Annotated in this window: 23 protein-coding genes, 11 tRNA genes and 1 rRNA gene; 3 read left to right on the top strand and 32 right to left on the bottom strand. The window is 41.3% G+C overall.

The genetic code is table 11. From position 1 onward, the window contains the following. Positions 1 to 112 precede the first annotated feature (112 nt). The 13 genes from MKY17_RS01580 to MKY17_RS01520 all read right to left on the bottom strand — a co-directional run bounded on the left by MKY17_RS01580 (position 113) and on the right by MKY17_RS01520 (position 3488). Positions 113 to 1663: ribosomal RNA gene (locus MKY17_RS01580) — 16S ribosomal RNA — on the bottom strand. A gap of 96 nt (positions 1664 to 1759) precedes the next feature. Beyond that, positions 1760 to 1833, bottom strand: a tRNA-Gly gene (locus tag MKY17_RS01575). A 29-nt stretch (positions 1834 to 1862) separates the two neighbouring features. Further along, a tRNA-Pro gene (locus tag MKY17_RS01570) sits at positions 1863 to 1939 on the bottom strand. A gap of 7 nt (positions 1940 to 1946) precedes the next feature. Then, a tRNA-Arg gene (locus MKY17_RS01565) sits at positions 1947 to 2023 on the bottom strand. Between the two features lie 18 nt (positions 2024 to 2041). Then, positions 2042 to 2127, bottom strand: a tRNA-Leu gene (locus MKY17_RS01560). Positions 2128 to 2185: 58 nt separating this feature from the next. After that, positions 2186 to 2267 (bottom strand) — tRNA-Leu (locus MKY17_RS01555). A gap of 9 nt (positions 2268 to 2276) precedes the next feature. Continuing rightward, positions 2277 to 2352, bottom strand: a tRNA-Lys gene (locus tag MKY17_RS01550). Between the two features lie 9 nt (positions 2353 to 2361). Then, a tRNA-Gln gene (locus MKY17_RS01545) sits at positions 2362 to 2436 on the bottom strand. Between the two features lie 77 nt (positions 2437 to 2513). Beyond that, positions 2514 to 2589, bottom strand: a tRNA-Asp gene (locus tag MKY17_RS01540). Between the two features lie 25 nt (positions 2590 to 2614). Next, positions 2615 to 2686 (bottom strand) — tRNA-Glu (locus tag MKY17_RS01535). Between the two features lie 18 nt (positions 2687 to 2704). Then, a tRNA-Ser gene (locus MKY17_RS01530) sits at positions 2705 to 2795 on the bottom strand. Positions 2796 to 2802: 7 nt separating this feature from the next. After that, positions 2803 to 2877, bottom strand: a tRNA-Asn gene (locus MKY17_RS01525). Between the two features lie 146 nt (positions 2878 to 3023). Next, complete coding sequence (locus MKY17_RS01520) at positions 3024 to 3488, bottom strand: SprT family protein (protein WP_098372180.1); 465 nt, start codon at positions 3486 to 3488, stop codon at positions 3024 to 3026. A gap of 83 nt (positions 3489 to 3571) precedes the next feature. Between MKY17_RS01520 and cmpA the strand changes: the two genes are divergently transcribed. Further along, complete coding sequence (cmpA, locus tag MKY17_RS01515; protein ID WP_098372179.1) at positions 3572 to 3691, top strand: cortex morphogenetic protein CmpA; 120 nt, start codon at positions 3572 to 3574, stop codon at positions 3689 to 3691. Positions 3692 to 3765: 74 nt separating this feature from the next. Here cmpA and MKY17_RS01510 read toward each other — a convergent pair whose 3' ends face one another. The 14 genes from MKY17_RS01510 to acpS form a co-directional block, all read right to left on the bottom strand. Beyond that, on the bottom strand, positions 3766 to 5949 hold the full coding sequence (locus MKY17_RS01510; protein ID WP_098372178.1) for a Tex family protein: 2184 nt from the start codon (positions 5947 to 5949) through the stop codon (positions 3766 to 3768). Between the two features lie 92 nt (positions 5950 to 6041). Continuing rightward, on the bottom strand, positions 6042 to 6653 hold the full coding sequence (locus tag MKY17_RS01505; protein WP_286177109.1) for a PP2C family serine/threonine-protein phosphatase: 612 nt from the start codon (positions 6651 to 6653) through the stop codon (positions 6042 to 6044). After that, positions 6650 to 7438, bottom strand: coding sequence for an RNA polymerase sigma factor SigB (gene sigB / locus MKY17_RS01500; RefSeq protein WP_034306363.1), 789 nt, complete (start codon positions 7436 to 7438; stop codon positions 6650 to 6652). Before sigB ends, MKY17_RS01505 begins: the two co-directional genes overlap by 4 nt. Continuing rightward, the gene (rsbW, locus tag MKY17_RS01495; RefSeq protein WP_098372177.1) at positions 7416 to 7889 is read right to left on the bottom strand and encodes an anti-sigma B factor RsbW; all 474 of its coding nucleotides are present in this window, start codon (positions 7887 to 7889) and stop codon (positions 7416 to 7418) included. Before rsbW ends, sigB begins: the two co-directional genes overlap by 23 nt. Then, positions 7886 to 8218: an anti-sigma factor antagonist gene (locus tag MKY17_RS01490; protein WP_098372176.1), complete on the bottom strand. Its 333-nt coding sequence runs from the start codon at positions 8216 to 8218 to the stop codon at positions 7886 to 7888. Before MKY17_RS01490 ends, rsbW begins: the two co-directional genes overlap by 4 nt. A 59-nt stretch (positions 8219 to 8277) precedes the next feature. Beyond that, on the bottom strand, positions 8278 to 9288 hold the full coding sequence (locus MKY17_RS01485) for a PP2C family protein-serine/threonine phosphatase (protein ID WP_098372175.1): 1011 nt from the start codon (positions 9286 to 9288) through the stop codon (positions 8278 to 8280). Positions 9289 to 9297: 9 nt separating this feature from the next. Next, positions 9298 to 9699: an anti-sigma regulatory factor gene (locus MKY17_RS01480; RefSeq protein WP_048682056.1), complete on the bottom strand. Its 402-nt coding sequence runs from the start codon at positions 9697 to 9699 to the stop codon at positions 9298 to 9300. Positions 9700 to 9702: 3 nt separating this feature from the next. Further along, positions 9703 to 10059 (bottom strand): STAS domain-containing protein, encoded by a 357-nt coding sequence (locus MKY17_RS01475; protein WP_076373142.1) that lies wholly within the window; start codon positions 10057 to 10059, stop codon positions 9703 to 9705. A gap of 2 nt (positions 10060 to 10061) precedes the next feature. Next, positions 10062 to 10889, bottom strand: a complete 828-nt coding sequence (locus MKY17_RS01470; protein WP_048682050.1) for an RsbT co-antagonist protein RsbRA — start codon at positions 10887 to 10889, stop codon at positions 10062 to 10064. Between the two features lie 415 nt (positions 10890 to 11304). Next, entirely contained in the window at positions 11305 to 11655 is a 351-nt protein-coding gene (locus MKY17_RS01465) for a type II toxin-antitoxin system PemK/MazF family toxin (protein ID WP_034306610.1), read from the bottom strand. 7 nt (positions 11656 to 11662) lie between these two features. Continuing rightward, positions 11663 to 11944 (bottom strand): antitoxin EndoAI, encoded by a 282-nt coding sequence (locus MKY17_RS01460; protein ID WP_034306380.1) that lies wholly within the window; start codon positions 11942 to 11944, stop codon positions 11663 to 11665. Between the two features lie 160 nt (positions 11945 to 12104). After that, entirely contained in the window at positions 12105 to 13289 is a 1185-nt protein-coding gene (alr, locus tag MKY17_RS01455; RefSeq protein ID WP_286177108.1) for an alanine racemase, read from the bottom strand. A gap of 222 nt (positions 13290 to 13511) precedes the next feature. Continuing rightward, positions 13512 to 14516, bottom strand: coding sequence for an outer membrane lipoprotein carrier protein LolA (locus MKY17_RS01450; RefSeq protein ID WP_098372174.1), 1005 nt, complete (start codon positions 14514 to 14516; stop codon positions 13512 to 13514). 244 nt (positions 14517 to 14760) lie between these two features. Continuing rightward, positions 14761 to 15111 carry a holo-ACP synthase gene (gene acpS, locus MKY17_RS01445; RefSeq protein ID WP_053537119.1) on the bottom strand — a complete coding sequence of 117 codons (351 nt, stop codon included), beginning with the start codon at positions 15109 to 15111 and terminating at the stop codon, positions 14761 to 14763. 108 nt (positions 15112 to 15219) lie between these two features. Between acpS and MKY17_RS01440 the strand changes: the two genes are divergently transcribed. Beyond that, positions 15220 to 15810, top strand: coding sequence for a rhomboid family intramembrane serine protease (locus tag MKY17_RS01440; protein ID WP_144553806.1), 591 nt, complete (start codon positions 15220 to 15222; stop codon positions 15808 to 15810). Positions 15811 to 15831: 21 nt separating this feature from the next. Here the strand turns inward: MKY17_RS01440 and MKY17_RS01435 are convergent, their stop codons facing one another. The 3 genes from MKY17_RS01435 to MKY17_RS01425 form a co-directional block, all read right to left on the bottom strand. Next, on the bottom strand, positions 15832 to 17301 hold the full coding sequence (locus tag MKY17_RS01435) for a PH domain-containing protein (RefSeq protein ID WP_339201243.1): 1470 nt from the start codon (positions 17299 to 17301) through the stop codon (positions 15832 to 15834). Next, on the bottom strand, positions 17294 to 17767 hold the full coding sequence (locus MKY17_RS01430; protein WP_098372182.1) for a PH domain-containing protein: 474 nt from the start codon (positions 17765 to 17767) through the stop codon (positions 17294 to 17296). The genes MKY17_RS01435 and MKY17_RS01430 overlap by 8 nt, the downstream gene beginning before the upstream one ends. Positions 17768 to 17983: 216 nt before the next feature. Then, entirely contained in the window at positions 17984 to 19483 is a 1500-nt protein-coding gene (locus MKY17_RS01425; protein WP_179891097.1) for a DEAD/DEAH box helicase, read from the bottom strand. Between the two features lie 1280 nt (positions 19484 to 20763). Between MKY17_RS01425 and MKY17_RS01420 the strand changes: the two genes are divergently transcribed. Next, complete coding sequence (locus tag MKY17_RS01420) at positions 20764 to 21915, top strand: PP2C family protein-serine/threonine phosphatase (protein ID WP_339201242.1); 1152 nt, start codon at positions 20764 to 20766, stop codon at positions 21913 to 21915. Between the two features lie 52 nt (positions 21916 to 21967). On the opposite strand, the gene murF is transcribed toward MKY17_RS01420, so the two are convergent. Together murF and MKY17_RS01410 are read right to left on the bottom strand one after the other, a co-directional pair. Next, positions 21968 to 23347, bottom strand: coding sequence for a UDP-N-acetylmuramoyl-tripeptide--D-alanyl-D-alanine ligase (murF, locus tag MKY17_RS01415; RefSeq protein WP_339201241.1), 1380 nt, complete (start codon positions 23345 to 23347; stop codon positions 21968 to 21970). Positions 23348 to 23505: 158 nt separating this feature from the next. Beyond that, on the bottom strand, positions 23506 to 24588 hold the full coding sequence (locus MKY17_RS01410; protein WP_098372169.1) for a D-alanine--D-alanine ligase: 1083 nt from the start codon (positions 24586 to 24588) through the stop codon (positions 23506 to 23508). Between the last annotated feature and the right edge of the window lie 31 nt (positions 24589 to 24619).

Raw genomic sequence — 24619 nt, 5'->3', positions numbered from 1 at the left:
CAAGGAACAAAGCAGAAAGAATCCATCACATCGTGATGCTTCTCTTTCCTATTTGAATGAATTACTCATTCAAAACTGAACAAAACAAAAGCGCTCTCGTAATTATCCTTAGAAAGGAGGTGATCCAGCCGCACCTTCCGATACGGCTACCTTGTTACGACTTCACCCCAATCATCTGTCCCACCTTAGGCGGCTGGCTCCATAAAGGTTACCTCACCGACTTCGGGTGTTACAAACTCTCGTGGTGTGACGGGCGGTGTGTACAAGGCCCGGGAACGTATTCACCGCGGCATGCTGATCCGCGATTACTAGCGATTCCGGCTTCATGCAGGCGAGTTGCAGCCTGCAATCCGAACTGAGAATGGCTTTATGGGATTCGCTTACCTTCGCAGGTTTGCAGCCCTTTGTACCATCCATTGTAGCACGTGTGTAGCCCAGGTCATAAGGGGCATGATGATTTGACGTCATCCCCACCTTCCTCCGGTTTGTCACCGGCAGTCACCTTAGAGTGCCCAACTGAATGCTGGCAACTAAGATCAAGGGTTGCGCTCGTTGCGGGACTTAACCCAACATCTCACGACACGAGCTGACGACAACCATGCACCACCTGTCACTCTGTCCCCCGAAGGGGAAAGCCCTATCTCTAGGGTTGTCAGAGGATGTCAAGACCTGGTAAGGTTCTTCGCGTTGCTTCGAATTAAACCACATGCTCCACCGCTTGTGCGGGCCCCCGTCAATTCCTTTGAGTTTCAGCCTTGCGGCCGTACTCCCCAGGCGGAGTGCTTAATGCGTTAGCTGCAGCACTAAAGGGCGGAAACCCTCTAACACTTAGCACTCATCGTTTACGGCGTGGACTACCAGGGTATCTAATCCTGTTTGCTCCCCACGCTTTCGCGCCTCAGTGTCAGTTACAGACCAGAAAGTCGCCTTCGCCACTGGTGTTCCTCCAAATCTCTACGCATTTCACCGCTACACTTGGAATTCCACTTTCCTCTTCTGCACTCAAGTTCCCCAGTTTCCAATGACCCTCCACGGTTGAGCCGTGGGCTTTCACATCAGACTTAAGGAACCACCTGCGCGCGCTTTACGCCCAATAATTCCGGACAACGCTTGCCACCTACGTATTACCGCGGCTGCTGGCACGTAGTTAGCCGTGGCTTTCTGGTTAGGTACCGTCAAGGTACCAGCAGTTACTCTGGTACTTGTTCTTCCCTAACAACAGAACTTTACGACCCGAAGGCCTTCTTCGTTCACGCGGCGTTGCTCCGTCAGACTTTCGTCCATTGCGGAAGATTCCCTACTGCTGCCTCCCGTAGGAGTCTGGGCCGTGTCTCAGTCCCAGTGTGGCCGATCACCCTCTCAGGTCGGCTACGCATCGTCGCCTTGGTGAGCCATTACCTCACCAACTAGCTAATGCGCCGCGGGCCCATCTATAAGTGACAGCGTAAACCGTCTTTCCATCTTCTCTCATGCGAGAAAAGAACGTATCCGGTATTAGCTCCGGTTTCCCGAAGTTATCCCAGTCTTATAGGCAGGTTGCCCACGTGTTACTCACCCGTCCGCCGCTAATCTCAGGGAGCAAGCTCCCGTCGATTCGCTCGACTTGCATGTATTAGGCACGCCGCCAGCGTTCGTCCTGAGCCAGGATCAAACTCTCCGAAGAAATGTTTGACTTGCTCATTTGCTTTTTTTGATAGTGTGTGCTCACTTAAAATTTAACGTTGGCGCTTTGTTTTGTTCAGTTTTCAAAGAGCAATAATGGAGCGGGTGAAGAGAATCGAACTCTCATCATCAGCTTGGAAGGCTGAGGTTTTACCACTAAACTACACCCGCATTTAATTTTGAAATATTTTAAGAAAGAATGGTCGGGAAGACAGGATTCGAACCTGCGACCCCTTGGTCCCAAACCAAGTGCTCTACCAAGCTGAGCTACTTCCCGTAAAATATGGTGCGCCCGGCGGGAGTCGAACCTACAACCTTCTGATTCGTAGTCAGATGCTCTATCCAATTGAGCTACGGGCGCTAATTTCTATGATGTTATTGGTGCGGCCGAGAGGAGTCGAACCTCCACGGGGTTTCCCCCACTAGGCCCTCAACCTAGCGCGTCTGCCATTCCGCCACGACCGCGAAAGCGACTTTGTAAGTTTAACACCTTTTCAACTTGATGTCAAGAAGAAAATATCAGTGCGGGTGAAGGGACTTGAACCCCCACGCCTTGCGGCGCCAGATCCTAAGTCTGGTGCGTCTGCCAATTCCGCCACACCCGCGAAAATTAATGGTGAGCCATGAAGGATTCGAACCTTCGACCCTCTGATTAAAAGTCAGATGCTCTACCAACTGAGCTAATGGCTCTAAATAAAATGGCTGGGCTAGAAGGGATCGAACCTTCGCATGACGGAATCAAAATCCGTTGCCTTACCGCTTGGCTATAGCCCAATAAACAATTACTAATTAACAGCCAGGATAATATTATATCACGATAATATTATTTTAGCAAGTGTTTTTTAAAAAAATGGCGGTCCCGACGGGAATCGAACCCGCGATCTCCTGCGTGACAGGCAGGCATGTTAACCGCTACACCACGGGACCAGCATTATGATCATGTATATGAAAGTGACCCATACGGGATTCGAACCCGTGTTACCGCCGTGAAAGGGCGGTGTCTTAACCGCTTGACCAATGGGCCTTGATTAAAATATGCAACTGGCGGAGAAGGAGGGATTTGAACCCTCGCGCCGCTTACGCGACCTACACCCTTAGCAGGGGCGCCTCTTCAGCCTCTTGAGTACTTCCCCAAAAAAATGGCTCCGCAGGTAGGACTCGAACCTACGACCGTTCGGTTAACAGCCGAATGCTCTACCACTGAGCTACTGCGGAATAATAAAAATTGGGTTCCTTTTTCACGCTCAAGGACCTTAGTGTTTGTCGTTAAGACAAGTTGTTATCTTGTCGACTCTTATGATTATAAAGAGGTTACAACTTAAAGTCAAGAGTTCTTTTGTGTTTTTTTATTTTTTTGTTATTCACTCCTTAAACCCTTGGTAAATCAATGATCCACGACATTTACCACACACGAAACGGGTAGTGTCGATTCGTTTTTTTCTTATATATACCTGCTGACAGTCTTCACATTTATATTGAATAGTATTCATCTTTTTCTTTAATTGGTTAGATGGCAGCGGCTCGCAAAATCTTGGTGCCCCCACTTTTTTGAGTAAATGCTTAAAGTCCGCATCACGATGCTGGTACCCTTTCTTCTCGATGTGCAAATGATAATGACACAATTCATGCTTAATGATTCCAATCATTTCTTCCACACCGCGTTCATCAAGATACTTCTTATTGATTTCTATATTGTGTGAACGGAGCAAGTATCGTCCTCCTGTTGTTCGGAGACGCGGATTAAAACTGGCTTCGTGTCTAAAGGCCTTTTTAAAGTCTTTCATCGAAATTTCTTCTACTAGTTTTTGCAATTGCCGATTATCCATTTCCCCCTCCCTTTCTTTGGTAACATGACAACCCATTATAACATAGACTAATAATACAATAGGAAACTAAGGGAGGAAAAGCTATGCCTAATTGGTTCCAGAATCAAATCCGCAAAGCCTTTTATGAAAAGGATTATTATCAAGTGAAGATGTTGAATCAATGTTGGTTTTTTTATCAAAAGAAAGAAAGTCTAAGGGTATAGATTCAACTGTGCTCAAAATATAAATACATCACTTCAAAAAAACCCCTTCTAATATAGAAGGAGTTTACCATAGGCTAGTTTTGATCCTTTGGCTCGAGCATCGTTAAAGATACCCTTTGCTTTTTGGGGTCAACCAGTTCGACCCAAACCGTCACAACATCCCCAACGGCAACTACATCCAATGGGTGTTTTACAAACCGGTTGCTCAGTTTGGAAATATGCACCAGACCATCCTGTTTGACACCGATGTCCACAAACGCACCGAAATCCACAACATTCCTCACTGTACCTTGTAATTCCATCCCAGTTTGCAGATCCTCCATTTTTAGTACATCCTGCTTAAGCAGTGGTTTTGATAATTCATCACGAGGATCTCTTCCCGGTTTCATCAAATCATCTATGATATCTTTAATCGTAATTTCCCCAATTTCCAATTCATCGACCAAATCAGCCGGATTTAGTTTACCTAACTCTTCATTCAATGCATCACTGCCTAAATCCTCAGATGTAAATCCCATTTTCTTTAATAATTTATTCACTGCACTATAGTTCTCAGGGTGTATCGCGGTTTGATCCAAAGGTTCATCTCCATTAATGATACGTAAGAACCCTATACATTGTTCATATGTTTTGGCACCAAGCCGGGGAATTTTCTTTAATTGCTTCCTGCTTGAAAACTTCCCTTCCTCTTCCCTTTTCTTCACAATATTTTGAGCAACCGATTTTGATAAACCAGCTACATATTGTAATAGAGACGATGAAGCGGTATTGACATTCACTCCTACTTGGTTAACAGCTGTTTCCACTACAAAGGTGAGGGATTCCGTTAACTTTTTCTGGGACACATCATGTTGATACTGACCTACCCCCACTGATTGGGGGTCAATTTTAACAAGTTCGGCAAGGGGATCTTGAAGCCTCCTGCCTATCGAAACTGCGCTTCTCTGTTCTACTTGAAGATCCGGAAACTCTTCACGGGCTATATCCGAGGCTGAATACACGCTGGCTCCCGCTTCATTAACAATTATATATGAAATGTTCCCTTTCACTTCTTTTATAATATCTGCGATGAATTGCTCTGATTCACGCGATGCCGTACCATTGCCGATTGCCACGATCTCAACCGAGAACCGCTGAAGTATTTCGATCGTTTTTTCACGGGCAGCATTAAGCTTCGCAGCAGGAGGATGTGGATAGATTACACTGATATCGAGTACCTTTCCGGTTTCATCGATGACAGCCAACTTACACCCAGTCCGATATGCCGGATCTAAGGCTAGGACCACTTTCCCTTTAAGCGGGGGCTGCAAGAGCAGGTTCCGGAGGTTTTCAGAGAAAATATGGATAGCTTGATCCTCAGCTTTTTCCGTCAGCTCTTTTCTGATTTCCCGTTCTACAGAAGGCATTATCAAACGTTTGAGTCCATCCTCAATCGCAGATTTAAGAACAACTTGGGCTTCAGATTTGTTGTTTTTAATGATTTTCCGTTCCAGATGACCAATGATGATTTCAGTCCGAGGATGAATGGAGATTCGTAAAACCTCTTCCTTTTCACCTCTATTCAACGCCAACACCCGATGTGGTACGATTCTTTGAACCGGCTCCTCATATTCATAGTACATCTCGAAGATTTTTTTCTCGTCCTTCTCTTCATTTTTCACAGTTGAAACCACTTTTCCAGCTTTGAAAATTTCAGCCCTTATCCACTTCCTTAATTCTGCATCATCGGAAATATGTTCAGCTATGATATCCTGCGCTCCCGTAATAGCCTCTTCAATAGATGAAACTTCTTTTTCTGCCGATATGAATTCTGCAGCCTTTTCGCTAACCCGAGCATGCAATTGACATTCCAAAAGCCAATTAGCCAATGGTTCAAGACCCTTTTCTTTAGCGACTGTTGCTTTCGTTCTCCTTTTTTGTTTGAATGGCCTGTATAAATCCTCGACTTCCTGCAGTTTTGTCGCTTTTTCGATTTGTCTTGTTAATTCTTCCGTCAATTTCCCCTGTTCACCAATCGAACGCGTAACTTCCGCTTTCCTCTGGCCAAGGTTTTCTAAATAGTTCCATCTTTCCATAATGGAACGAATCTGCACTTCATCAAGTGAACCCGTCATTTCTTTTCTATACCGCGCAATAAAGGGGACAGTATTACCCTCTTGAAGCATCTGTATGACGTTTTGGACTTGATGATTTTTCAAAGTTAGCTCATTTGATATTTGTTTAATCAATTCTTTTAATGTATCTTCTACAACGATCATTATGTTTACCTCCAACGTTTTGATCTGATATATATAGTCTAGCAAATGAGAGATGAAGTTGCGAATTCCATACAAAAAAGCTCACTTCCGAATTACGGCGAAAGTAAGCTTCCTAAAATGAAAGTTGTATCATCTGCAGTTAATGGACTGCTTTTTAATATGCTTTGGGCGTTCTTATCGATAGGGACCAGCCTTTTCAAAAAAGTTTTAGCTCCCTTAAGTTCTAAACCATCGGAATGAAGAATGAATTTTGCATTTGGTTCATATTTGTATCTCTGCGTCCTGTATTTTTGTTTCCTTCCTGATAAATACCCTGTAACAGGTAAAGGGTAAACGAGTTTATCGTCACTTGGATTATACAGGAAAAAGCGGATGTTACCAACTGAACTGTATACAAATTCATTCTTGTCATAAAAAATCTTCAAAATGGAAACGGCTGCTCCACGTTTATCGATTAAAACTTGATTGCACACTGCCATTAGTGACTCGACATCCAACTCATGATTACGTTTAACTTCCTCGATGACGGCATGGGAGGAATCGTAAGCATTTTTCCCGCTTCCCAGACCATCTGCCAGTACACAGACAAAGTATTCTTTCGTATGAAGAAAAAAGTAATCATCACCACAATAAACCATCCCGTTTTTAGACGATTGAGAGACAAGGACTTCTATTTTTTCTCCCCTCAGAATATCTTTGATCACTGAATTAACTCCGAGTTTTCAGCATTAATGGCTTCTTGAAGTTTCTTGATCGCGCGGCGTTGGAGCCTTGACACATGCATTTGGGAAATCCCAAGTTTATCGCCCGCTTCTTTCTGACTTAAATTCTCTAAATAAGTATGTTGAATGATCATCTTTTCACGGTCACTCAGCACATGCAGCACCTTTTCAAGTACAAGTCTCTGATTGACCTTTTCAAAACCTTCATCGACATTCCCGAATATATCAAGCAATGTGACAGTACCGCCATCAGAATCCGCCTCAATAGAATGATCCACGGATAAAGCTTGATAGCTTTTTCCCATTTCCATCGCCTCTAAAACTTCTTCTTCAGTCACGCCTATACTATCGGCTATTTCATCTATTCTTGGTGAACGATGCAGAGTTGTAGTTAATTCCTCGACAGTCACCCTGATTTTCGGACCAAGTTCCTTAATTCTCCTTGGCACATGGACACTCCATGTTTTGTCACGCAGGAACCTTTTGATCTCGCCGATTATAGTAGGGACAGCAAATGCCTCAAAGCTCTTACCGAAAGATTCATCATATCGTCGAATTGCACCTAACAAACCAATCATGCCGACTTGGGAGATATCCTCCTGAAATGATTTCCCTTTCGCATATTTACGGGAGATTGTTTCAACCAAACTTTTATAATGGATGACTAGATTGCTCTGTGCTTCCTCATCTTGATTCTGCTGGTAAGCTCTAATCCATTCATTTACCTGTTCTCTTTGTGCCTGGTTAGGTTGAGACTGTTTTTGCATCCATCTCCACCTGCTCTCCTTCTAAAAACTTAGTCATAAATACTGTAACCCCATCATGCTGATGAATTTTCACATCATCCATTAGAGTTTCAATAAGGTAAAGACCCAAGCCTCCTTCTCTCAAAAGTTCGACTTTTTGTCCATTTTCATATGGACCGATTCCTTGTCGAACCTCTTCGAAATTACAGCTCTTACCACTATCAGAAACCATGACCTCCAAGCGGTCAGGATAAAGGCCGAAACTTACTTTCACTTCACCTTTTTCAGAATCCTTATATGCATGCTGTACCGCATTTGTACAAGCTTCACTTGTAGCGATTTTCAAATCCTCAATTTCATCATACGCGAATCCCATCCGGCTTCCTATCCCAGAAAGCGTTAAACGAATGACACCGATGAATTCTGGTTTTGCAGGTATTTTCATTTCGATGTAATCATATACTTGACTCATTCTAACCCACCCTCTGTACCACTTTTTATATCAATGATATCTGCAAGACCTGTTATATCAAATAAACGTCGTAACCTTTCTGATAAGCCAACTAAAGTGAATTCGCCATTATGTGCCCTTACGCTTTTAAAAGCACCGACAAACACCCCAAGTCCCGTACTATCCATATAAGAAACTTCAGTTAAATCAATAGTAATCGAAACATTATCCTGCTCCGAAATCGGAAATAGTGATTCTCTTAATTTCGGTGCAGTATATGCATCGATTTCACCTTTCAGTTTTACAATAAATTCAGAATTTAATTCATTAACATCTACAGTTATATTCATCAATGACCCACCTCTTCAAATCCTCTTCATTCCTATATCTATACCCAGCAGAAAAGATACTAAACATTTGATTTTAAAATTATTAATGTAAAATCATCCCTCAGTTGGAAGTTCTGCATTTTCTCCAATTGTTTATATATATTATTCACCATTTCCTGGGCTTGCAAATGCATATTCTTTTTAATGAAACCAATAAGTGTTTCCCTTTCTATGAACCCATCATTCGTCCGGCACTCCGTTACTCCGTCAGATAATAAAATGATCATGTCTCCATGATTCACCGTTTTTTCATATTGGCGATACCTTGTTTTTTTATCAACTCCAAGCAACAAGCCCTTTGCATCCAAATCGCTAAAAGTACCCGTTGCGGCGTCATAGTAAAAACCAGGTTCATGTCCGGCTGAAGCATAGGAAAATTGCCTGTCATGCGGATCATATAAGCCATAGAACATGGTTATGAACATGCTTGGATCCACATTATGCTCCACAACACGGTTCAAACTCTCAAGCACACTATTCGGTTCATGACGATGCTCCGGAAGACTGTCCATCGCATATTTGATCATCGACATGCACAATGCAGCAGGGATCCCTTTTCCAATGACATCTGCTATCCCTACCCCTATCCGCTCATTTTCATCTTGGACGAAGTGATAGTAATCCCCGTTCATCTGCCTAGCCGGAACACTGATCGCTCCAATTTCAAGAGCTTTGATATCAGGAATTTTCGTTTCCAAAAGAGTATGTTGAACGTTTGCCGCTATCTCGATTTCCGTTTTCAGTTCCTGCTGCTGATGTCTAAGGCTTTGATGTTCACGGTATGCAATGCCGTAGCCCATCATGACTTCTAGCAGAAAATCGAAAGAATCCAATACTTTTCCCGGTAATTCTGGGTAAAGTTCCATCAAGTTATTTTTATGCATACTGATGATTTCTTCTGGAGATATATTGTATTTGATATGTAGGCGGCTAATCTTTTGCCCTTGGTAGAGTGCCTGCTCATTTTGGTCTTTAAGATAAGTAGAAAGCGCCTCATGATACTTTTTCTCCATGTTCTCCCTAATGTCCATAGTCCCCCCCTAACGGAGCCATTTCGTAGCGATAATCTTAGTCCCTTCACCTGGTATCGATTCGATATCAAAGTCATCCATTAAACGTTTGGCTCCAGGAAGGCCTGCGCCCAGTCCCCCCGAGGTGGTATATCCATCTTCCATGACTCTGCGGATATCCTCAATTCCCGGCCCTTGGTCCTCTGCAATGATTTTCAATCCTGACTTCCCATTTATATTTAGCTTTTCTATGCTAACACTGCCTTGTCCAGCATATAGGTATATGTTTCGGGCCAATTCGCTAATGGCCGTCGTGATCCTGGCCTGGTCTACAGTACCGAACCCCAACTCTTTAGCGACATTTCTTCCGAGCTGCCTTGCAGCTACGATGTCCCATTCATTTATGATTTTTACGCAGGATTGGAACTCCATTCTTTAATCCCCCAATTCCTGTTGTAATTTCTCCAGGCCTTTCTCTAAGTCTAATGCTGTCAGAACATCTTCTAGACTAATTCCCAGTTCAATTAATGTTATTGCAACAGCTGGCTGGATCCCCGTAATTACAACTTTGGCCCCCATAAGCTTAGACATGCTAAAGACATCGCCTAATACCTTTGCGATAAAAGAATCAATAAAATCTATTGAGGTAATATCTATAACAACGCCATTTGCGCTTGTTTCATGAATCTTATGCAGTAAATCCTCTTGAAATTGAAGGGCTGTCACATCATCCAATTCCCACTGTATAGAGACTAACAAGCAGTCATAAAGCTTTAATATCGGAATCCTCATACTTATCCCTCCACCTTTACGATCTTACGGCTCGTTAATTCCAACGCAACTTCTATTCCTTTTTTCAACGTATTTTTTGTAATCACTTCATTTAAATTAATTCCAAGATTAACGATGGTTTGGGCTATTTCAGGGCGGATGCCGCAAAGTATACATTTGGCGCCCACCAATCGGACCGCTTCCGCAGCTTGAATGATATGATGGGCAACCATGGTATCCACGACCGGCACGCCCGTTATATCAATAAGTACAACTTCAGATCTATGCTTAACCACGCCAGTCAACAGGTTTTCCATTATCTGTTTGGCACGTTCCGTATCAATCGTACCAATCAGCGGCATTACAGTAATGCCTTCCAATACAGGAATGAGCGGAGCCGAAAGTTCTTGCAACGCTATTTTTTGCATGGAAACCGTTCTTTCCCAAGTTTGAGTATATATATTGACTATTTCATTATTTATCGGTGTGGCCCATTTATCCAAATGGTTAACAAGGTTGACTTGATTATCAGGAGTAACCAGACCCTTTTCCACCATGCCATTAATGACAATTAAAGTGAATTTATGAAGTCCTTCATTGACGAAAGTAAGAGGCCATCCCAATTGGACGACTTTCTCGGCAAAATCAGAAAGCTTCAATGTGAATTCCTTGTTTTTACTATCAACGTTCGTGATGATCATATCTATAAATTCACTGCTCGTTTGCGTGAACATTCGATCTGAGACGACTTTAATTAATCTTTCGTCCGTACTTTCCTTCATGATGCCCATCCACTCAGTAAGGATGTAATCTTGATTTTGCTTAATAAAATCGTAAACCAATTGATTCATAATATCCTCCCATTCTAACACAATCGCTATGTTTCCCTGTCCTCGTCACAAGGATGTTAACTAACTGTAATCTTATTCCCATCTGGATTTTCTTCGAGTTTCCCTACTACACTTTTGCTTTTTTTAGGTATTTACAACATAACTACATACCCAAAATTCAGGTAAGAAAAACATCAATTAAAGAAAAGTTAAGGAGATACTATAAAAACAATGAACGTTCGATCCAATATCTAACTGTATAATGTTTTTATTCGTCAATTTTTTCATATTTCCTGCTGATACTTTTTGGACATATATTCATGTTATTTCACAAAAAAAAACACGATTCCCACATTTGGAGGAATCGTGTCATCTAAAATAGCATCAAGAATGATTTGTATTATAATAACGCCCGGTTTAACGGGAAAAATTTTCTTTAAAACTCAATGAGGCCTAAACTAATTTGCAAAGCTTCATTGACTTTTTGCATCATCGGTTCGTCAAGATGCGTAATTTTATCAGTTAAACGCTGCTTATCAATTGTCCGGATCTGTTCTAATAAAATGACGGAATCCCGCTCGAATCCGTACTTTTTTGCATTAATCTCAACATGTGTAGGCAATTTCGCTTTTTGAATTTGAGCTGTAATGGCTGCCACGATCACAGTCGGACTAAAGCGATTACCAATATCGTTTTGTAAAATTAGTACCGGACGGGTCCCACCCTGCTCTGAACCAACCACCGGGGAAAGGTCTGCGAAGTATACGTCACCACGCTTAACAACAATCAATGGCTCAGCCTCCGCTAACTAATCGTTCAACGCAATGACCAGCCTCAAATTCAGCCTGGAAGGCTTCAGAAGCAATCGTCAAATTAATGGCCGCCATTTCAATATAACCGCGTTTCATCGATTCACGAAACTCTTTCTTTTTACGTTCGCGAAGATACATTTTTGTGGCACGATAAATAAATTCACTGCGATTCACATTTTCCTCACTCGCATACCCATCTAACTCTGTTAAAAAATTTTGAGGTAATCGAATTAATATCTCTCTTGTTGCGCTGGATTCAGACACAAACATACACCTCCACCATCACTACACACCTTTATTATATATCCTTTTCAATATTACCATTAAATTGCCTATCTGCAAAGAGTATATTCTATTCTAAATCTTATTATCAGCATAATAAAGGAAATCTTATTCACAATCTTAGGATTTTTTTACAATCCGGTCATTCCAGGATGAAATTGCGTACATGATTCACCTGATTGTCTTTAATATATATGCGGGGCACTCTTGCTCCTATCATACATGTTACTTCATAGTTGATCGTCTCCAGTTTTGCCGCTATCTCATCGACAGTGATTGATTCATCCCCATCATTCCCCATTAATGTAACCTCTGTTCCTACAGGGTATGGTCCAGGAAGCTTGATCATGCATTGATCCATGCAAATCCTTCCGACTATGGGCACTCTTTTTCCATCCACAAGAACTTCCTGACCTTGCAGCTTACGGATCCAGCCGTCAGCATAACCGATTGGCAAAGTCCCAATCCATTCATCACCTTCAGCCGTATAAGTCGCCCCATAACTAACGCTTTCACCCTTGGCAAGCTGTTTAACCGCGACCATCTTCGTTCTCAATGATATAGCCTGTTTTAATGGAAATGGCAATATCGGCTTCATCTCCATGGAAGGACTCAAACCATACATGGAAATCCCCATTCTTATTGCATTCCATTCAGGATCGGTGAACCTTAAAGAAGCTGCACTATTGGCTGCATGAACATATTCCGGCTTTCTGGTCAATTCGGAAAGCATCCCTTTAAAGAAAGCAAGCTGCGCTTCATAAAAGTCAGTCTTTATTTCATCCGCCGTCGCGAAATGAGTGAATATCCCTTGGAAATTGAAACAAGCTTCCCTCTCAAGCAAACTTTCCACTTTCATGAGTTGGCCTTTATCTCGAATGCCGATTCTCCCCATGCCGCTATCCACTTTTACATGGATTTGCAAAACTTGTCCCGGTTTCAACAAATCCTTTGCCTTCTCCAACCATGCTACATCGAAAACCGTCAAGGAAATCCCATACTCGGCAGCAAGAGCTGCACTTTCAGGCCTCGATGCCCCAAGTACAAGAATCGGAGCCAATATTCCCTTTTTCCGCAAGGCGAGAGCTTCATCCAAAAAAGCGACACTTAAAAAATCTGCCCCCGCTTCAAGCGCCGTTTTAGCCACTTCATAGTCCCCGTGTCCATAAGCATTCGCTTTAACGACAGCGAAAAGACTAACACCTTTTCTTAGACTTTTTTTCATTGAAGAAATATTTTCAAAAATATTATCCAAATTTACTTCTGCCCATGTATCTCGATGAAATGTTTTCGTTTCCAAGACCTTTTCCTTCTTTCCTACACTCACAATAAGATTCTTCCCAGTAGCGAAGTTTTCGTTTCATTATAGGACCATTCTATAACCAACCGCTAGAAATATAAAGTGCTTTTTCACCTTGATTCTAATTTACCCAGCTGCCAGCCTAAATCAAATGGAAGGATTAAAAATGTCAACAAGCTGCTTCCCCGCCTATCCTACCTAGAAGAAACCTTCATAAGGAGACGGGAAACATCAGCTTGTTATGTAATCCTATTTGACTGGATCTTCCCCAACCGAACGGGCGACTTCTATCATTTCTTCCTGTTTCAGATCCTTTGATGCAAGCATATAATCGACACCTTCAAAAGTCCATGCAATCGTATTTCCTGTCATGGCTCCGACAGTATAACCCAAATCAACCGGTTCTCCATTCACATTCGTCGAAACGGATGTTTGAACCACCTCAGCTTTTTCCTGTACCAATGTAAAACTTTTTGTACCCTCATAGGTCAAAACGACTCGTTCTCCCTTTTCCGTCGTAATTTCTTTTTCTTCCGTTAAATTCATATCACCAATATTTTCAGGGTATTTCACCGCAAACCCCTCATTTTGGACTTCTGCCATAACAGGAGCTTCAAGTTGTGCACTTGTCATATTTTTCTTCATATCAAATGAATCTTTATCAAAAGTCGTATCGAATTTAACTTTTGAGAATTCAACAAGAACCAATGCAGTCTTATCGGGGTCCATAACTTTCACACTGACTGGAGATAAATCCTTTTTGTTTATAGTAATCTCTTGATATGGCAACATTTTATTGTTTTGGTAGCGCGTTTTCGTTTCAAAGACATAATGTTTATCCGTTTCTTTATATGTCGCACTTTTATCTTCCGTAATGTCTTTCACCAACGACTCGAACAAATAGGCCTGACTGCTGTTCTCCGGCCACTCGCTTTGAAATTTAAAACTTTTATTCAAAGCTGGCGTCAAAACATATACACCATCATCATTTTTCAATATCATCTGGCTTTGATCCTTCTCTTCATTTTTCAGATTCACGCGGTAAAAAGAGGGGTCCTTATGCCAAATCTCCACATTATACACTTGAGGTTCCGTCCCCATCTTTAATGTCATCTTCGCGTTAGCTTTATATCCTTTCATTTCGCCAAGCTTCTCATTCAATTCACTCACTACGTCACTCTGTGATTTTTGGCCGCAAGCAGAAAGAGCAAGCAAGAGCATGATCCCTGCAAAAAGCATTACCATCTTCTTCATCTTTTCAACCCCTTTTTGTCATTTGAACGTAAAAGGGAGAGGAAAAGGCAGGATCCGGACATTGGCTCGACTGATGTCTTAGATTCCTCAGTATTTTAGACACGGACTAATTCTAAGATCCGACTAAAAACTTTTCGAGAGCACCTACTCTGCCATGTACCTTTTACCGGGCCTTGTCTCCCTATAGCACTAAATGTATATGAGACAACCTTAAGGTTTATGACCCGATTGGACAAAACTCCATTCACCCTTCGATTACGACTTGCGCAACCGCATAATCCCTGCTGTGGCTAATCGAAAGATGGACCCCTTCAGAAAACGGCTTCGAAATCACCGGCTTTCCTTTATCATCCGAGATGATTTCAATATCCAAAAAGGATAAGTGCTTACCGATCCCTGTACCGTTCGCTTTTGAAAAAGCCTCCTTTGCCGCAAAACGCCCAGCAAAATACTCGACCTTCCTTCTTCCATTTAACTTTTCGAAAATCAAGATTTCACTTTCTGTTAATATACGCTCCTTTAAACGGGGTTGCCGATTAATCAATGTTTCCATTCTATCCAACTCAGTAATGTCCACGCCTATACCTTTAATCACTTTTACACCTCTTCTATTCATTTAATAGGTTGCATATCATTAGGAGGACTCTTTTACCTGAAAATGATAATATTGTATCTAATTAAAAACGATAATAAGGAGGAATTTATGTTTACAAGAACAGAAGGCTTCCGCGAATACGCAAATTCATATCGAGCTGTAACTGTGCTCATACTCATTATGATGATTGTATTCGTTCTCGTCCTTTTCCCCACATTTCCCGGCAATGTACTCTTTTATTATGGCACAGGTGTTAACTTATACATCGCTGATGGACAATGGTGGCGTTTAATCACCCCCATCTTTCTACATAGCACGTTTACACATTTACTGTTTAATGGATTCTCCCTTGCCATCTTTGGTCCATTCCTAGAGAAATTACTTGGCACCGTCAAGTTTTCAATCTTCTTTTTATCGACAGGGCTCCTTGCCAATATCGCAACCTTCCTAATTAACCCACTGACATATAACCACGTAGGTGCTAGCGGAGCAATTTTTGGTTTACTCGGATTCTTTCTATATCTTGTCCTGTTCAATAAAACCAATTTTACGAACAACGAAAGAAATACAGTATATACACTGACCGGAATTGCCGTTATCATGACTTTCATTCAACCGCAGATCAACGTTGTCGGTCATTTGGCTGGACTGGCAACCGGCTTTTTAACAGCTCCATTATACTTAAGAAAAAAATGGTAGGACAAACAGCCGACTCTTCCTTTAAATCATTGGGAGTCGACTGCTTTTTTTAGGTAAATACCATGATTTAATTATTAGGCAATCCTTTTCTTCCACATCAGCAACCACGCCGACCCTGGAAGTGATTCCTGATTTAATCGATGCTGAAATCGTAGCTAATTCTTTTCGATTCTGAAACCAACTTTTTTTATATGTGATTGATTGAATTCTGCTTCTCTGCATGATTAATGTTTGCTTTGAGAAAAAACGGCTGCTCAATAGCAACAAATTCCCTTCTATGCTCCATCCTGCATCCCTATATTGCATGTAAGCCCAAAAAATCGCCAACGGTACAAGCAAAAGGGAAAGATAACCCCAAGGTCTGAAAAACCATACCAAGGCACCTATGATCGGGATGTGGTATAGAAACTTACGAAACAAATACGGGGAAAGTGCACGCTTAGGTATCGGTGTCATCTCAGTGGTTGTTTCATAAACCGGTAAAATTCCCAGGATTTTTTCATGTAAATGCTTCTTCCTGATTAAAGGGAACAGCATGATCGATAGACTTTCTTTATCTTCCACACTGCCTCCCGCATACTCAATATAAACCGTCGCCAATCCCAATGGCTTTCGAATCAAATTCTCCATGATCCGAATACCTTGTATTTTATGGACAGGGATTGTCAGCTGTCTTTTCTCGAGAAGCCCTCTGGAAATAACGATTTCCTCATCCGTTTTTATCACGGTAAAGGAAGCATATTTAATTACCATGCTTAATGTGGCCAGTACATAAACCACCAATAAAGCAACTAGGGCAAACAAGGTCAGAATGATGGTCCCCATTTCAATAAAATCTTCATAATCCTTAAATATCCTCTCAAAAGGTATCATTTCATCGAACTGTGAAATAAATGCGATTGCTCCAGATAGGAAGACACCTACCGCTCCCGAAGTGGCAGCCATAACGAATAGTTGCGGCAGCGTCTGCTTAAAAACAGAAGACGATTTTGCAGCATAATCATTATCCGCTACTTCATCTTTATCTATATCAAAAGGATTATTCGCATTTTTTTCCTCACTAATAAAAGCATTGATTCGATCTGCATCACTTTTGCTTATAGCTGATAATACGGCATCAGCCTGAGACCCGCCTGCCGTTTCAATATTCAACTTCACCAGGCTGAATATCCGCTGGATGATGCCCTCTGAAATATCTATGCTATGAATCCGATCAAACTTTATATACCGTTTCTTCCTTACGAATACCCCGGACTCAATTCTGAATTCTCCCTCTTCCACGCGATATGTAAAGCGTAACCATTGAAGGAATGCATTACCTATAATAAAAAGTATAATAATGGCTATGACCAGCGGTTGTATCCATCCAGGAATTCCTTCATTCTTCCCAGGAATGACGACCACTAACAAAAAAGGGATGACTAACTCCTTAATCGATTTTATAATGTTAAGCAATACAGCTATGGGGTGCAGCCTTTTAGGTTCAAACATCTTCTTCCTCCACACTTGCCATCCTGGAAATATAGTGCCGCAATTCATCTGCCTCTGCTAGGTCCAGGGCAGGGATGACATGAAGGGTCGCTGCAGTTGAAATTTCAACGGAGGCTAAATCGTATTTCCTTAATAATGGCCCTTGCTTCGTTTCAACATGCTGAACCCTAATCATGGGTATGAGTGTTCTTTTAATGACGAAAATACCACTTTGGATATCAATTTCGGTATTTCTTACTTCGTAACGCCATCTCTTCCATTTCACCGATGGAATCAGAAAAATGGCCAGATAGGATTGGATTATCGAAATCATGATCAACGCTCCAAACACCCAATATGTCCAATCAAAAATGATTGTAAGCACGAGTACGGCGATGCTTATAATCCAAGTTATTGAAGAGCTTATAAGACCACTGATTTTCCATACGGTCAAGGCCTTATTCGATATACGATTTTCAGGTTCCATGTGCTTCTCCTCTTCCGGACAGGTAATTTTAATGAACCTCATCCTCCATCCTTCGCTTTCATCCATTATACTATAATTAATTGCTGGAAATTAACCCCTTTTCAAACAATGCTTTGAGCAGTCCATCCATCCAACCGTCAGCCATTCGGAAACCATATGAATTATGAAGATGCACACAAAAAAATGCCGCTCAAATGAGCGGCATTTCCAATTCAATTAAATCTTATTTGTTTTTTCTCTTTTTTGGCTTGTGCTGCGGTTTCCGTAACCATTCGATTTACGGTTCGTGCTCGGGCGTTTACTTGATCCGCTACCGTAATCTTTTCTGCCTGAAGAACTGCGGCCATTGCGCTGTCTGTTACCAGAAGAACTGCTGCCACCGCGATTGCGACGCATTGGAGATGGAGATTCTTCCGTTAACTTGATAGGCGTTTGATCCGGTTCTTTTGTCATTGACTTAAGCATGGCTGCAACTAAGTCCGCTGCGCTATGTTTTTGTAATAATTCTTCCGCTTGACCAAGGTATAATGTTAAATCCTCATTCTCGATTGTATTAAGGATTTTTTCCGTTACTGCTTTTTGTTGACCTTCCAACGCTTCAGTTAACGTAGGAGTCTTAAGTTTCTCCATACGTTTTTTCGTTGTATGTTCAACTGCATGCAGTTGGCCTCTTTCTCTTGGTGTTACAAACGTAATGGCAATACCATGTTTACCCGCACGTCCTGTACGTCCAATACGGTGAACGTAGCTTTCCGGATCTTGAGGGATATCAAAGTTGTATACGTGAGTAACGCCGGAAATATCTAGTCCACGTGCAGCCACATCAGTAGCAACGAGTACATCGATGCTGCGGTCTTTAAACTTTTTCAATACAGAAAGGCGTTTTGCCTGACTAAGGTCACCATGAATGCCTTCAGCCATATAACCGCGGATATTCAATGCAGATGCCAATTCATCTACACGGCGTTTCGTACGTCCGAAGACGATGGCTAGATCCGGTGTTTGAATATCGAAAAGGCGTGCAAGTGTATCGAATTTTTCACTTTCTTTTAACTCCAAGTAATATTGTTCGATACGATCCACTGTCATTTCTTTTGCTTTTACACGTACAAGAACGGGTTCCTGCATGAATCTTTCAGCAATTTTACGGATTGGATCAGGCATTGTAGCTGAGAAAAGCAATGTTTGTCTTTCATCAGGTACCGTTGAAAGGATCAATTCGATATCCTCAATGAATCCCATGTTAAGCATTTCATCCGCTTCATCAAGAACTACAGTGTGAACTCCGCCTAATTTAATATTTTTACGTTTGATATGGTCTAAAAGACGACCAGGCGTACCAACGATAATATGTGGTTTTTTCTTTAAAGCACGGATTTGACGGTCGATATCTTGTCCACCATAAACCGCAAGTACACGAGCGCGTTTTCCGTAACCAAGCTTGAAAAGTTCCTCGGAAACTTGAATGGCAAGCTCACGTGTAGGTGCAATGACGATCCCTTGCACGTTTTCGTTATTAATATCGATGTTTTCCATCAATGGAATACCGAATGCCGCTGTTTTACCTGTTCCTGTTTGCGCTTGACCAATGATATCTTTACCTTCAAGTGCTAGAGGTATCGTTTGGGATTGAATCGGGCTCGCTTCTTCAAATCCCATTTTTTCTATTGATTTCATGGACGTTCTATCTAATCCTAATTCGCTAAACAATGTCAATGTTTTCGTACTCCTTTTTATATCGTAAATTTACACGTGCATTCATGGATCATGCACAGATGTTTTAGTTCAAATCCTCATCATCATGACGGATGTTCTTCTTTATCTCTTATAAAAAGTTTATCATTATCACCTAAAAGTATGTCTGCCTTTTAGTTCAAATGAACTCAATATGATTTTTTAAAAAGGAAATATACCAGTACGAACATTCACCGGCATTTTTATTTTCGCGCACGTGTAGACTTATCATTAACATACGCTCATCTTTTTAAAAGTACATGTAACCAAAATTAAATTCAATATGGAAAATTAAAAGTAGCATAAACGGGTGTTTGACCGTTTTATTCAGGTGAGGGCTGCTGCACCTATTATTCATCAGACTTAAAAAGGCTGTATGAACAAAACTTGACGAGAGCCAAGATTCTTATACAAAACAGGCCCGGTGCGTTGAGGATTTGCAGAAGTGGAAAAGCGCTTAAATGCGGCTTGATTCCCTAATAGCTACTAAAGCCGCCAAGAGATGCAGCTTTTATATATGACCAGACGCGCGGCCTATTTAATCTAAAATAATCTCAAGAATGAACTCATGAAACATGTAAGAACATACAATTTTGTTGCCTCAACCTGATTAATTTAAATAATCATCAATGATAAGACATTTAAACTCATACTCATATTACCATTTTCAAACTGTTAATGCAATAAAGGATATCGCCCCATTCAGAGTTACTAAAAACTTTAGATCGTTTCAAAAACGAGGAAATTGGATAGTCCCACTTGATAATTGTGCAGCCTGATTTATTCATCACTAGGATTACCTTAGTTACTAAATCCATTCATGCGTAAGTGGATTTAAGACTGCAGACAAATTCGGAAGAAAGCGAGTTTACCTACGGTTTTTCCCTTTAAAGAACGTTCCAGTCGGTTTCAGAAATCCAGTTATGAGGATTTCAGTAACCTAGTCCTGTTTTAGGATGAGACGATTCCAACCACTTACTGTATCCATTTATATGCTTTGCAAAACGAACATCTATACATGATATGTGTTTAAATCAAATAGTTTCAACAAACATTTTTCAGGAAGGATTAGTTCGAATGAATGGCCACCATCCACGGTTACCCCCGTTGGAAAAAGAAAGGGCTTATTAAGAATCCACTTTGAATTGCCAGGTATATGGAATCATTTGATTTTCGAAAATTCCAACTTTTCACTCAAAAAATATAGTAAATAAGTCTAAATGCAGTATGATTGACCTATCAACAAAACAACGGGGGGTTATATGAATATATTCACAATAGATGTTCCTTTATGTAAGGATTTTGGTCGAATCTTAAAGAAAATGAACAAGAATGTCACCTTTTTGGAGGATCCACTCAATCAAAGTCATCTATTCAAGGATTCAACGGACTTAATGAAATCATTATTTATTTTACCTTTACACATATCAAAAGATTCTTGGCAGCAAACTTCTTTGTTTGCCTTAGCTGAATCTCACGAAATCCCTATCTTATTCATTTTCAAACGCGCTTTAGGAATGGAGACACCCTCGGCTTTACCAGAAAAGACATTTTATGAAACCATGGCGGTCCCTGCCGATTCAGTAGAAGTCAGGATTAAATTAAAATCACTCAAAAACATCAGCATGCAACTGTTTTCGGCAAAAATGAAGGGGCAAGAGCTTGAAAAGATACACCAAAAATCAGCAAGGAGCCTGCGAATTGCAAAGGGCATTCAACTTTCAAATTTACCTTTGTCGATCAATAATGAAGATATAGAGGTCAAAGGTCTTTCCCAGCCTTCGAGTGAACTGTCAGGGGATTTATTTTACTGGACGGAGGTTGATGACAGGATATACGGCTTCATAATGATCGATGTATTCGGAAAGGGCATCCATACAGCACTTATAAACATGTCCATACGGACTATGATGCCCGACCTAATCAAACGTGTAAAAGACCCCATTTTCATAACAGAGGAACTGGACAAACATATGCGGGGCCTATTTCAAGGAATTAATCGGGAAAACAAAAACCATGCTCGCATTACAGCTTTCATAGCATATGTGAATACAAAGGATCGACTCATCGAATATGTGAACTACGGACTTCCTTCAGCCTTTTTGTATTCCCCATGCACCAACCAAATTCTCAATTTAAACGAAGGGGCCACCCCAAGCGGACTGATTCCCGAATTGCCCATTAAAAAAATAGTCTTTCATTATGAACCGGGAAGCCGTTTCATCATCTATACAGATGGACTCTCTAAAACGCCCATTTCTTCCGCCTTTGACCGGTCTGACAATATCGAGAGGGAATTCATGGAAAATGTCCATCTCGATACAAATGACCTTCTTCAGGAACTTTTGGTCTCAAGGATGAGGCATTCAGTGATTAGCGATGACATCTGCATTATTGCAGGGACACTTTTTTAGGTACGATGAAAAAAGGCCGTTTCAAAAAGAAACGGCCAACTTTCTACGCTTTTTATTTTTGCAGGGCTTGAACGACTTCCTCCAACTTCATGCCCCTGGATGCTTTAACGAGAATGATGTCATTTCCCTGTGTAGAAGACTTAAGTTCCTCTATAAGCTCCTGCTTATCTTGAAAAGGACGAACCTGCTCCGATGAAAAAGACTTACTCGCTCCCTTGGCAATAAACTCGGCTAAAGGACCAAACGTGAAGATCTTATCAATCCGCTCATTGGAAATCAATTCACCAATTTTCAAATGAAAGTCTTTTTCCTGTGGCCCTAACTCCAACATGTCTCCCAATACAAGGATCTTTTTCTCGAATCCAGATAATCCCTCAACCAACTCCACTGCTGCCTTAACTGAAGTTGGACTGGCATTATACGCATCATTGATGATTTTCTGCCCTTTTGCGCCTTCGACCAATTCCATCCTCATATTAGTTAACTGAATGGTTGACAGACCTTTACGGATCGATGAATCATCCACATTGAATTCTTTAGCAACCAAGATGGCAGCCAATGCATTAAGAACATTATGATTGCCTAATACGGGTATCTCATAATTGATCTCCTTTTCACCACTTGCGATTGTAAACTCGGTACTGTCTGCCCCTTGGCTTATGGTCTGTGGATATAAATCATTTTGTTCCGTACGTCCAAAAGATATTACGTTTAAATCAGGGAAATCCTTTATACGATTGCGAAGCAATGGTTCATCACCATGATATATCAGCGTCCCATCTTTCGCCAAACCTTCGACAATTTCCAACTTTGCATTCGCGATTTCCTCGCGTGATCCTAAATCCAATAAGTGTGATTCACCGATATTGGTAATGATCGCTACATCAGGCTTTGTCATTTTTGATAAGAACTCAATTTCACCGCGGCTGCTCATTCCCATTTCCAAAACAGCCGCTTCAGTATCCTCTTCCATAGAAAGCACCGTTAGTGGTAACCCTAAATGATTATTGAAGTTTCCAATGGTCTTATGGACTTTATAGGTAGTGGCCAGCAACGCAGCCGTCATATCTTTCGTTGTCGTCTTACCGTTGCTTCCTGTTATCCCAATGACTTTTATATTCAACTGCTGACGGTAAGAACGCGCCAATTGCTGAAGCGCTTTCTCGGTATTTTCGACAATGATTATCGGTAAATCATTAGGAGGATTCGGAACATCCCTTTGCCAAAAAGAAGCAGCAGCTCCTTGCGCTAAAGCTTGCTTGACATACTGATGGCCGTCAACCTGCCCACCCTTAAGCGGAATGAACAAACATCCTTCCTTAACCGTTCTTGAATCGATGGTAACCCCATTAATTCCTTTGGACTGGAATGGACTGATATCATTTAATCCCTCTGCCATTTCATGTACTTGTTTTACCGTTCTCTTTATCATTTTGTTCCTCCTACATTCATCGAACCATTAATCGCTCTCTACTTCCAATAACCAAACGAAGCAGAAACCAGTTTAAATTGCACCGGTTCCTGCTGATTGGAATCCATCAAATCAACGTTTGATAGATTGTGAAGTTTACTGCTACATTACTTGCATGATCAAACTGTATATTTGATTTGTTGTTTTTCCTGATGACGTTCCAAGGCAAGTTTCACGAGTTTTTCAATTAGCGCTGGATAGTCGACACCTGTGTGCTTCCACAATAACGGAAACATGCTGAAAGGAGTAAACCCAGGCATTGTATTCACTTCATTAATATAGATTTGCCCCTCATGAGTTAAGAAGAAATCAGCGCGAACCAATCCAGAGCAATCCAATGACTTAAAGGCAGTAATGGCCATTTCGGATAAAGTTGCATACTCGCTTTCCGATATCTCCGCTGGAATGACCATTGCTGAATTACCGTCTACATATTTTGCTGAATAATCATAGAAGGTAAAATCCTTCTTAGGGATGATTTCGCCTGCCACTGAACAAGACGGTTCATCATTACCGAGAATACCAAACTCTAGTTCACGAGCAACGACCCCTTCTTCAATGATGATCTTCCGATCGAATTGAAAAGCTTCCGCTACCGCTTTTTCCAGTTCATCAGCATCATTACATTTGCTGATACCGACACTCGAGCCTAAATTGGCAGGTTTGACAAAACAAGGGTACCCCAATTCATCCGCTACCTTTTTAATGGCACTTTCAGTATTCTTCTCCCATTCGGACCGAATGAACCAAGTGTATTTCACTTGCGGAAGTCCCGCCTGGGCAAAAATGTTTTTCATGATGACCTTATCCATTCCTGCTGATGAAGCTAAAACGCCATTTCCTACATAAGGAAGGTTCAATAGTTCCAGCATCCCTTGTACGGTCCCATCTTCTCCATTTGGTCCGTGAAGCAATGGGAAAATTACGTCATACCCTGTTGATTCACTATTTTCATCAGTTGAATGTGCCTGCAAGGCAAGAGGCGAGCTCGATTTATCCGGTGAAAATGTCAAAGCCTCCACATTCTCAGCAGGTCCTGTTAACTTTGGTCCATTAATCCATGAACCCTCTTTTGTTATGTAAATCGGATATATATCAAACTTTGCTAAATCGAGAGCTTTAATGACCGCTAAAGCCGTCTGCATAGAAACCTCATGCTCCGCAGATTTTCCACCATAAAGCAAACCAAGTTTAGTTTTCATGAGTTATTACCCTCCAATATTCTTTTAACCA

This window comes from Peribacillus sp. FSL P2-0133 (assembly GCF_037975445.1).
In the GTDB taxonomy this organism is placed as follows: Bacteria; Bacillota; Bacilli; order Bacillales; family DSM-1321; genus Peribacillus; species Peribacillus simplex_E.
This window is presented reverse-complemented; position numbering and strand designations above follow the sequence as displayed.

Coding starts and splice junctions, on each gene's coding strand:
- rsbW (WP_098372177.1), bottom strand. CDS start 7,889: ATGAGTCAAGTATATGATTACATCGAAATGAAAATACCTGCAAAACCA.
- MKY17_RS01480 (WP_048682056.1), bottom strand. CDS start 9,699: ATGGAGTTCCAATCCTGCGTAAAAATCATAAATGAATGGGACATCGTA.
- sigB (WP_034306363.1), bottom strand. CDS start 7,438: ATGCAAAAACAGTCTCAACCTAACCAGGCACAAAGAGAACAGGTAAAT.
- MKY17_RS01420 (WP_339201242.1), top strand. CDS start 20,764: ATGAATATATTCACAATAGATGTTCCTTTATGTAAGGATTTTGGTCGA.
- MKY17_RS01430 (WP_098372182.1), bottom strand. CDS start 17,767: ATGGAACCTGAAAATCGTATATCGAATAAGGCCTTGACCGTATGGAAA.
- MKY17_RS01410 (WP_098372169.1), bottom strand. CDS start 24,588: ATGAAAACTAAACTTGGTTTGCTTTATGGTGGAAAATCTGCGGAGCAT.
- MKY17_RS01510 (WP_098372178.1), bottom strand. CDS start 5,949: ATGATCGTTGTAGAAGATACATTAAAAGAATTGATTAAACAAATATCA.
- MKY17_RS01475 (WP_076373142.1), bottom strand. CDS start 10,059: ATGAGGATTCCGATATTAAAGCTTTATGACTGCTTGTTAGTCTCTATA.
- MKY17_RS01450 (WP_098372174.1), bottom strand. CDS start 14,516: ATGAAGAAGATGGTAATGCTTTTTGCAGGGATCATGCTCTTGCTTGCT.
- MKY17_RS01470 (WP_048682050.1), bottom strand. CDS start 10,889: ATGAATCAATTGGTTTACGATTTTATTAAGCAAAATCAAGATTACATC.
- MKY17_RS01520 (WP_098372180.1), bottom strand. CDS start 3,488: ATGGATAATCGGCAATTGCAAAAACTAGTAGAAGAAATTTCGATGAAA.
- MKY17_RS01490 (WP_098372176.1), bottom strand. CDS start 8,218: ATGAATATAACTGTAGATGTTAATGAATTAAATTCTGAATTTATTGTA.
- MKY17_RS01440 (WP_144553806.1), top strand. CDS start 15,220: ATGTTTACAAGAACAGAAGGCTTCCGCGAATACGCAAATTCATATCGA.
- cmpA (WP_098372179.1), top strand. CDS start 3,572: ATGCCTAATTGGTTCCAGAATCAAATCCGCAAAGCCTTTTATGAAAAG.
- MKY17_RS01435 (WP_339201243.1), bottom strand. CDS start 17,301: ATGTTTGAACCTAAAAGGCTGCACCCCATAGCTGTATTGCTTAACATT.
- murF (WP_339201241.1), bottom strand. CDS start 23,347: ATGATAAAGAGAACGGTAAAACAAGTACATGAAATGGCAGAGGGATTA.
- MKY17_RS01485 (WP_098372175.1), bottom strand. CDS start 9,288: ATGGACATTAGGGAGAACATGGAGAAAAAGTATCATGAGGCGCTTTCT.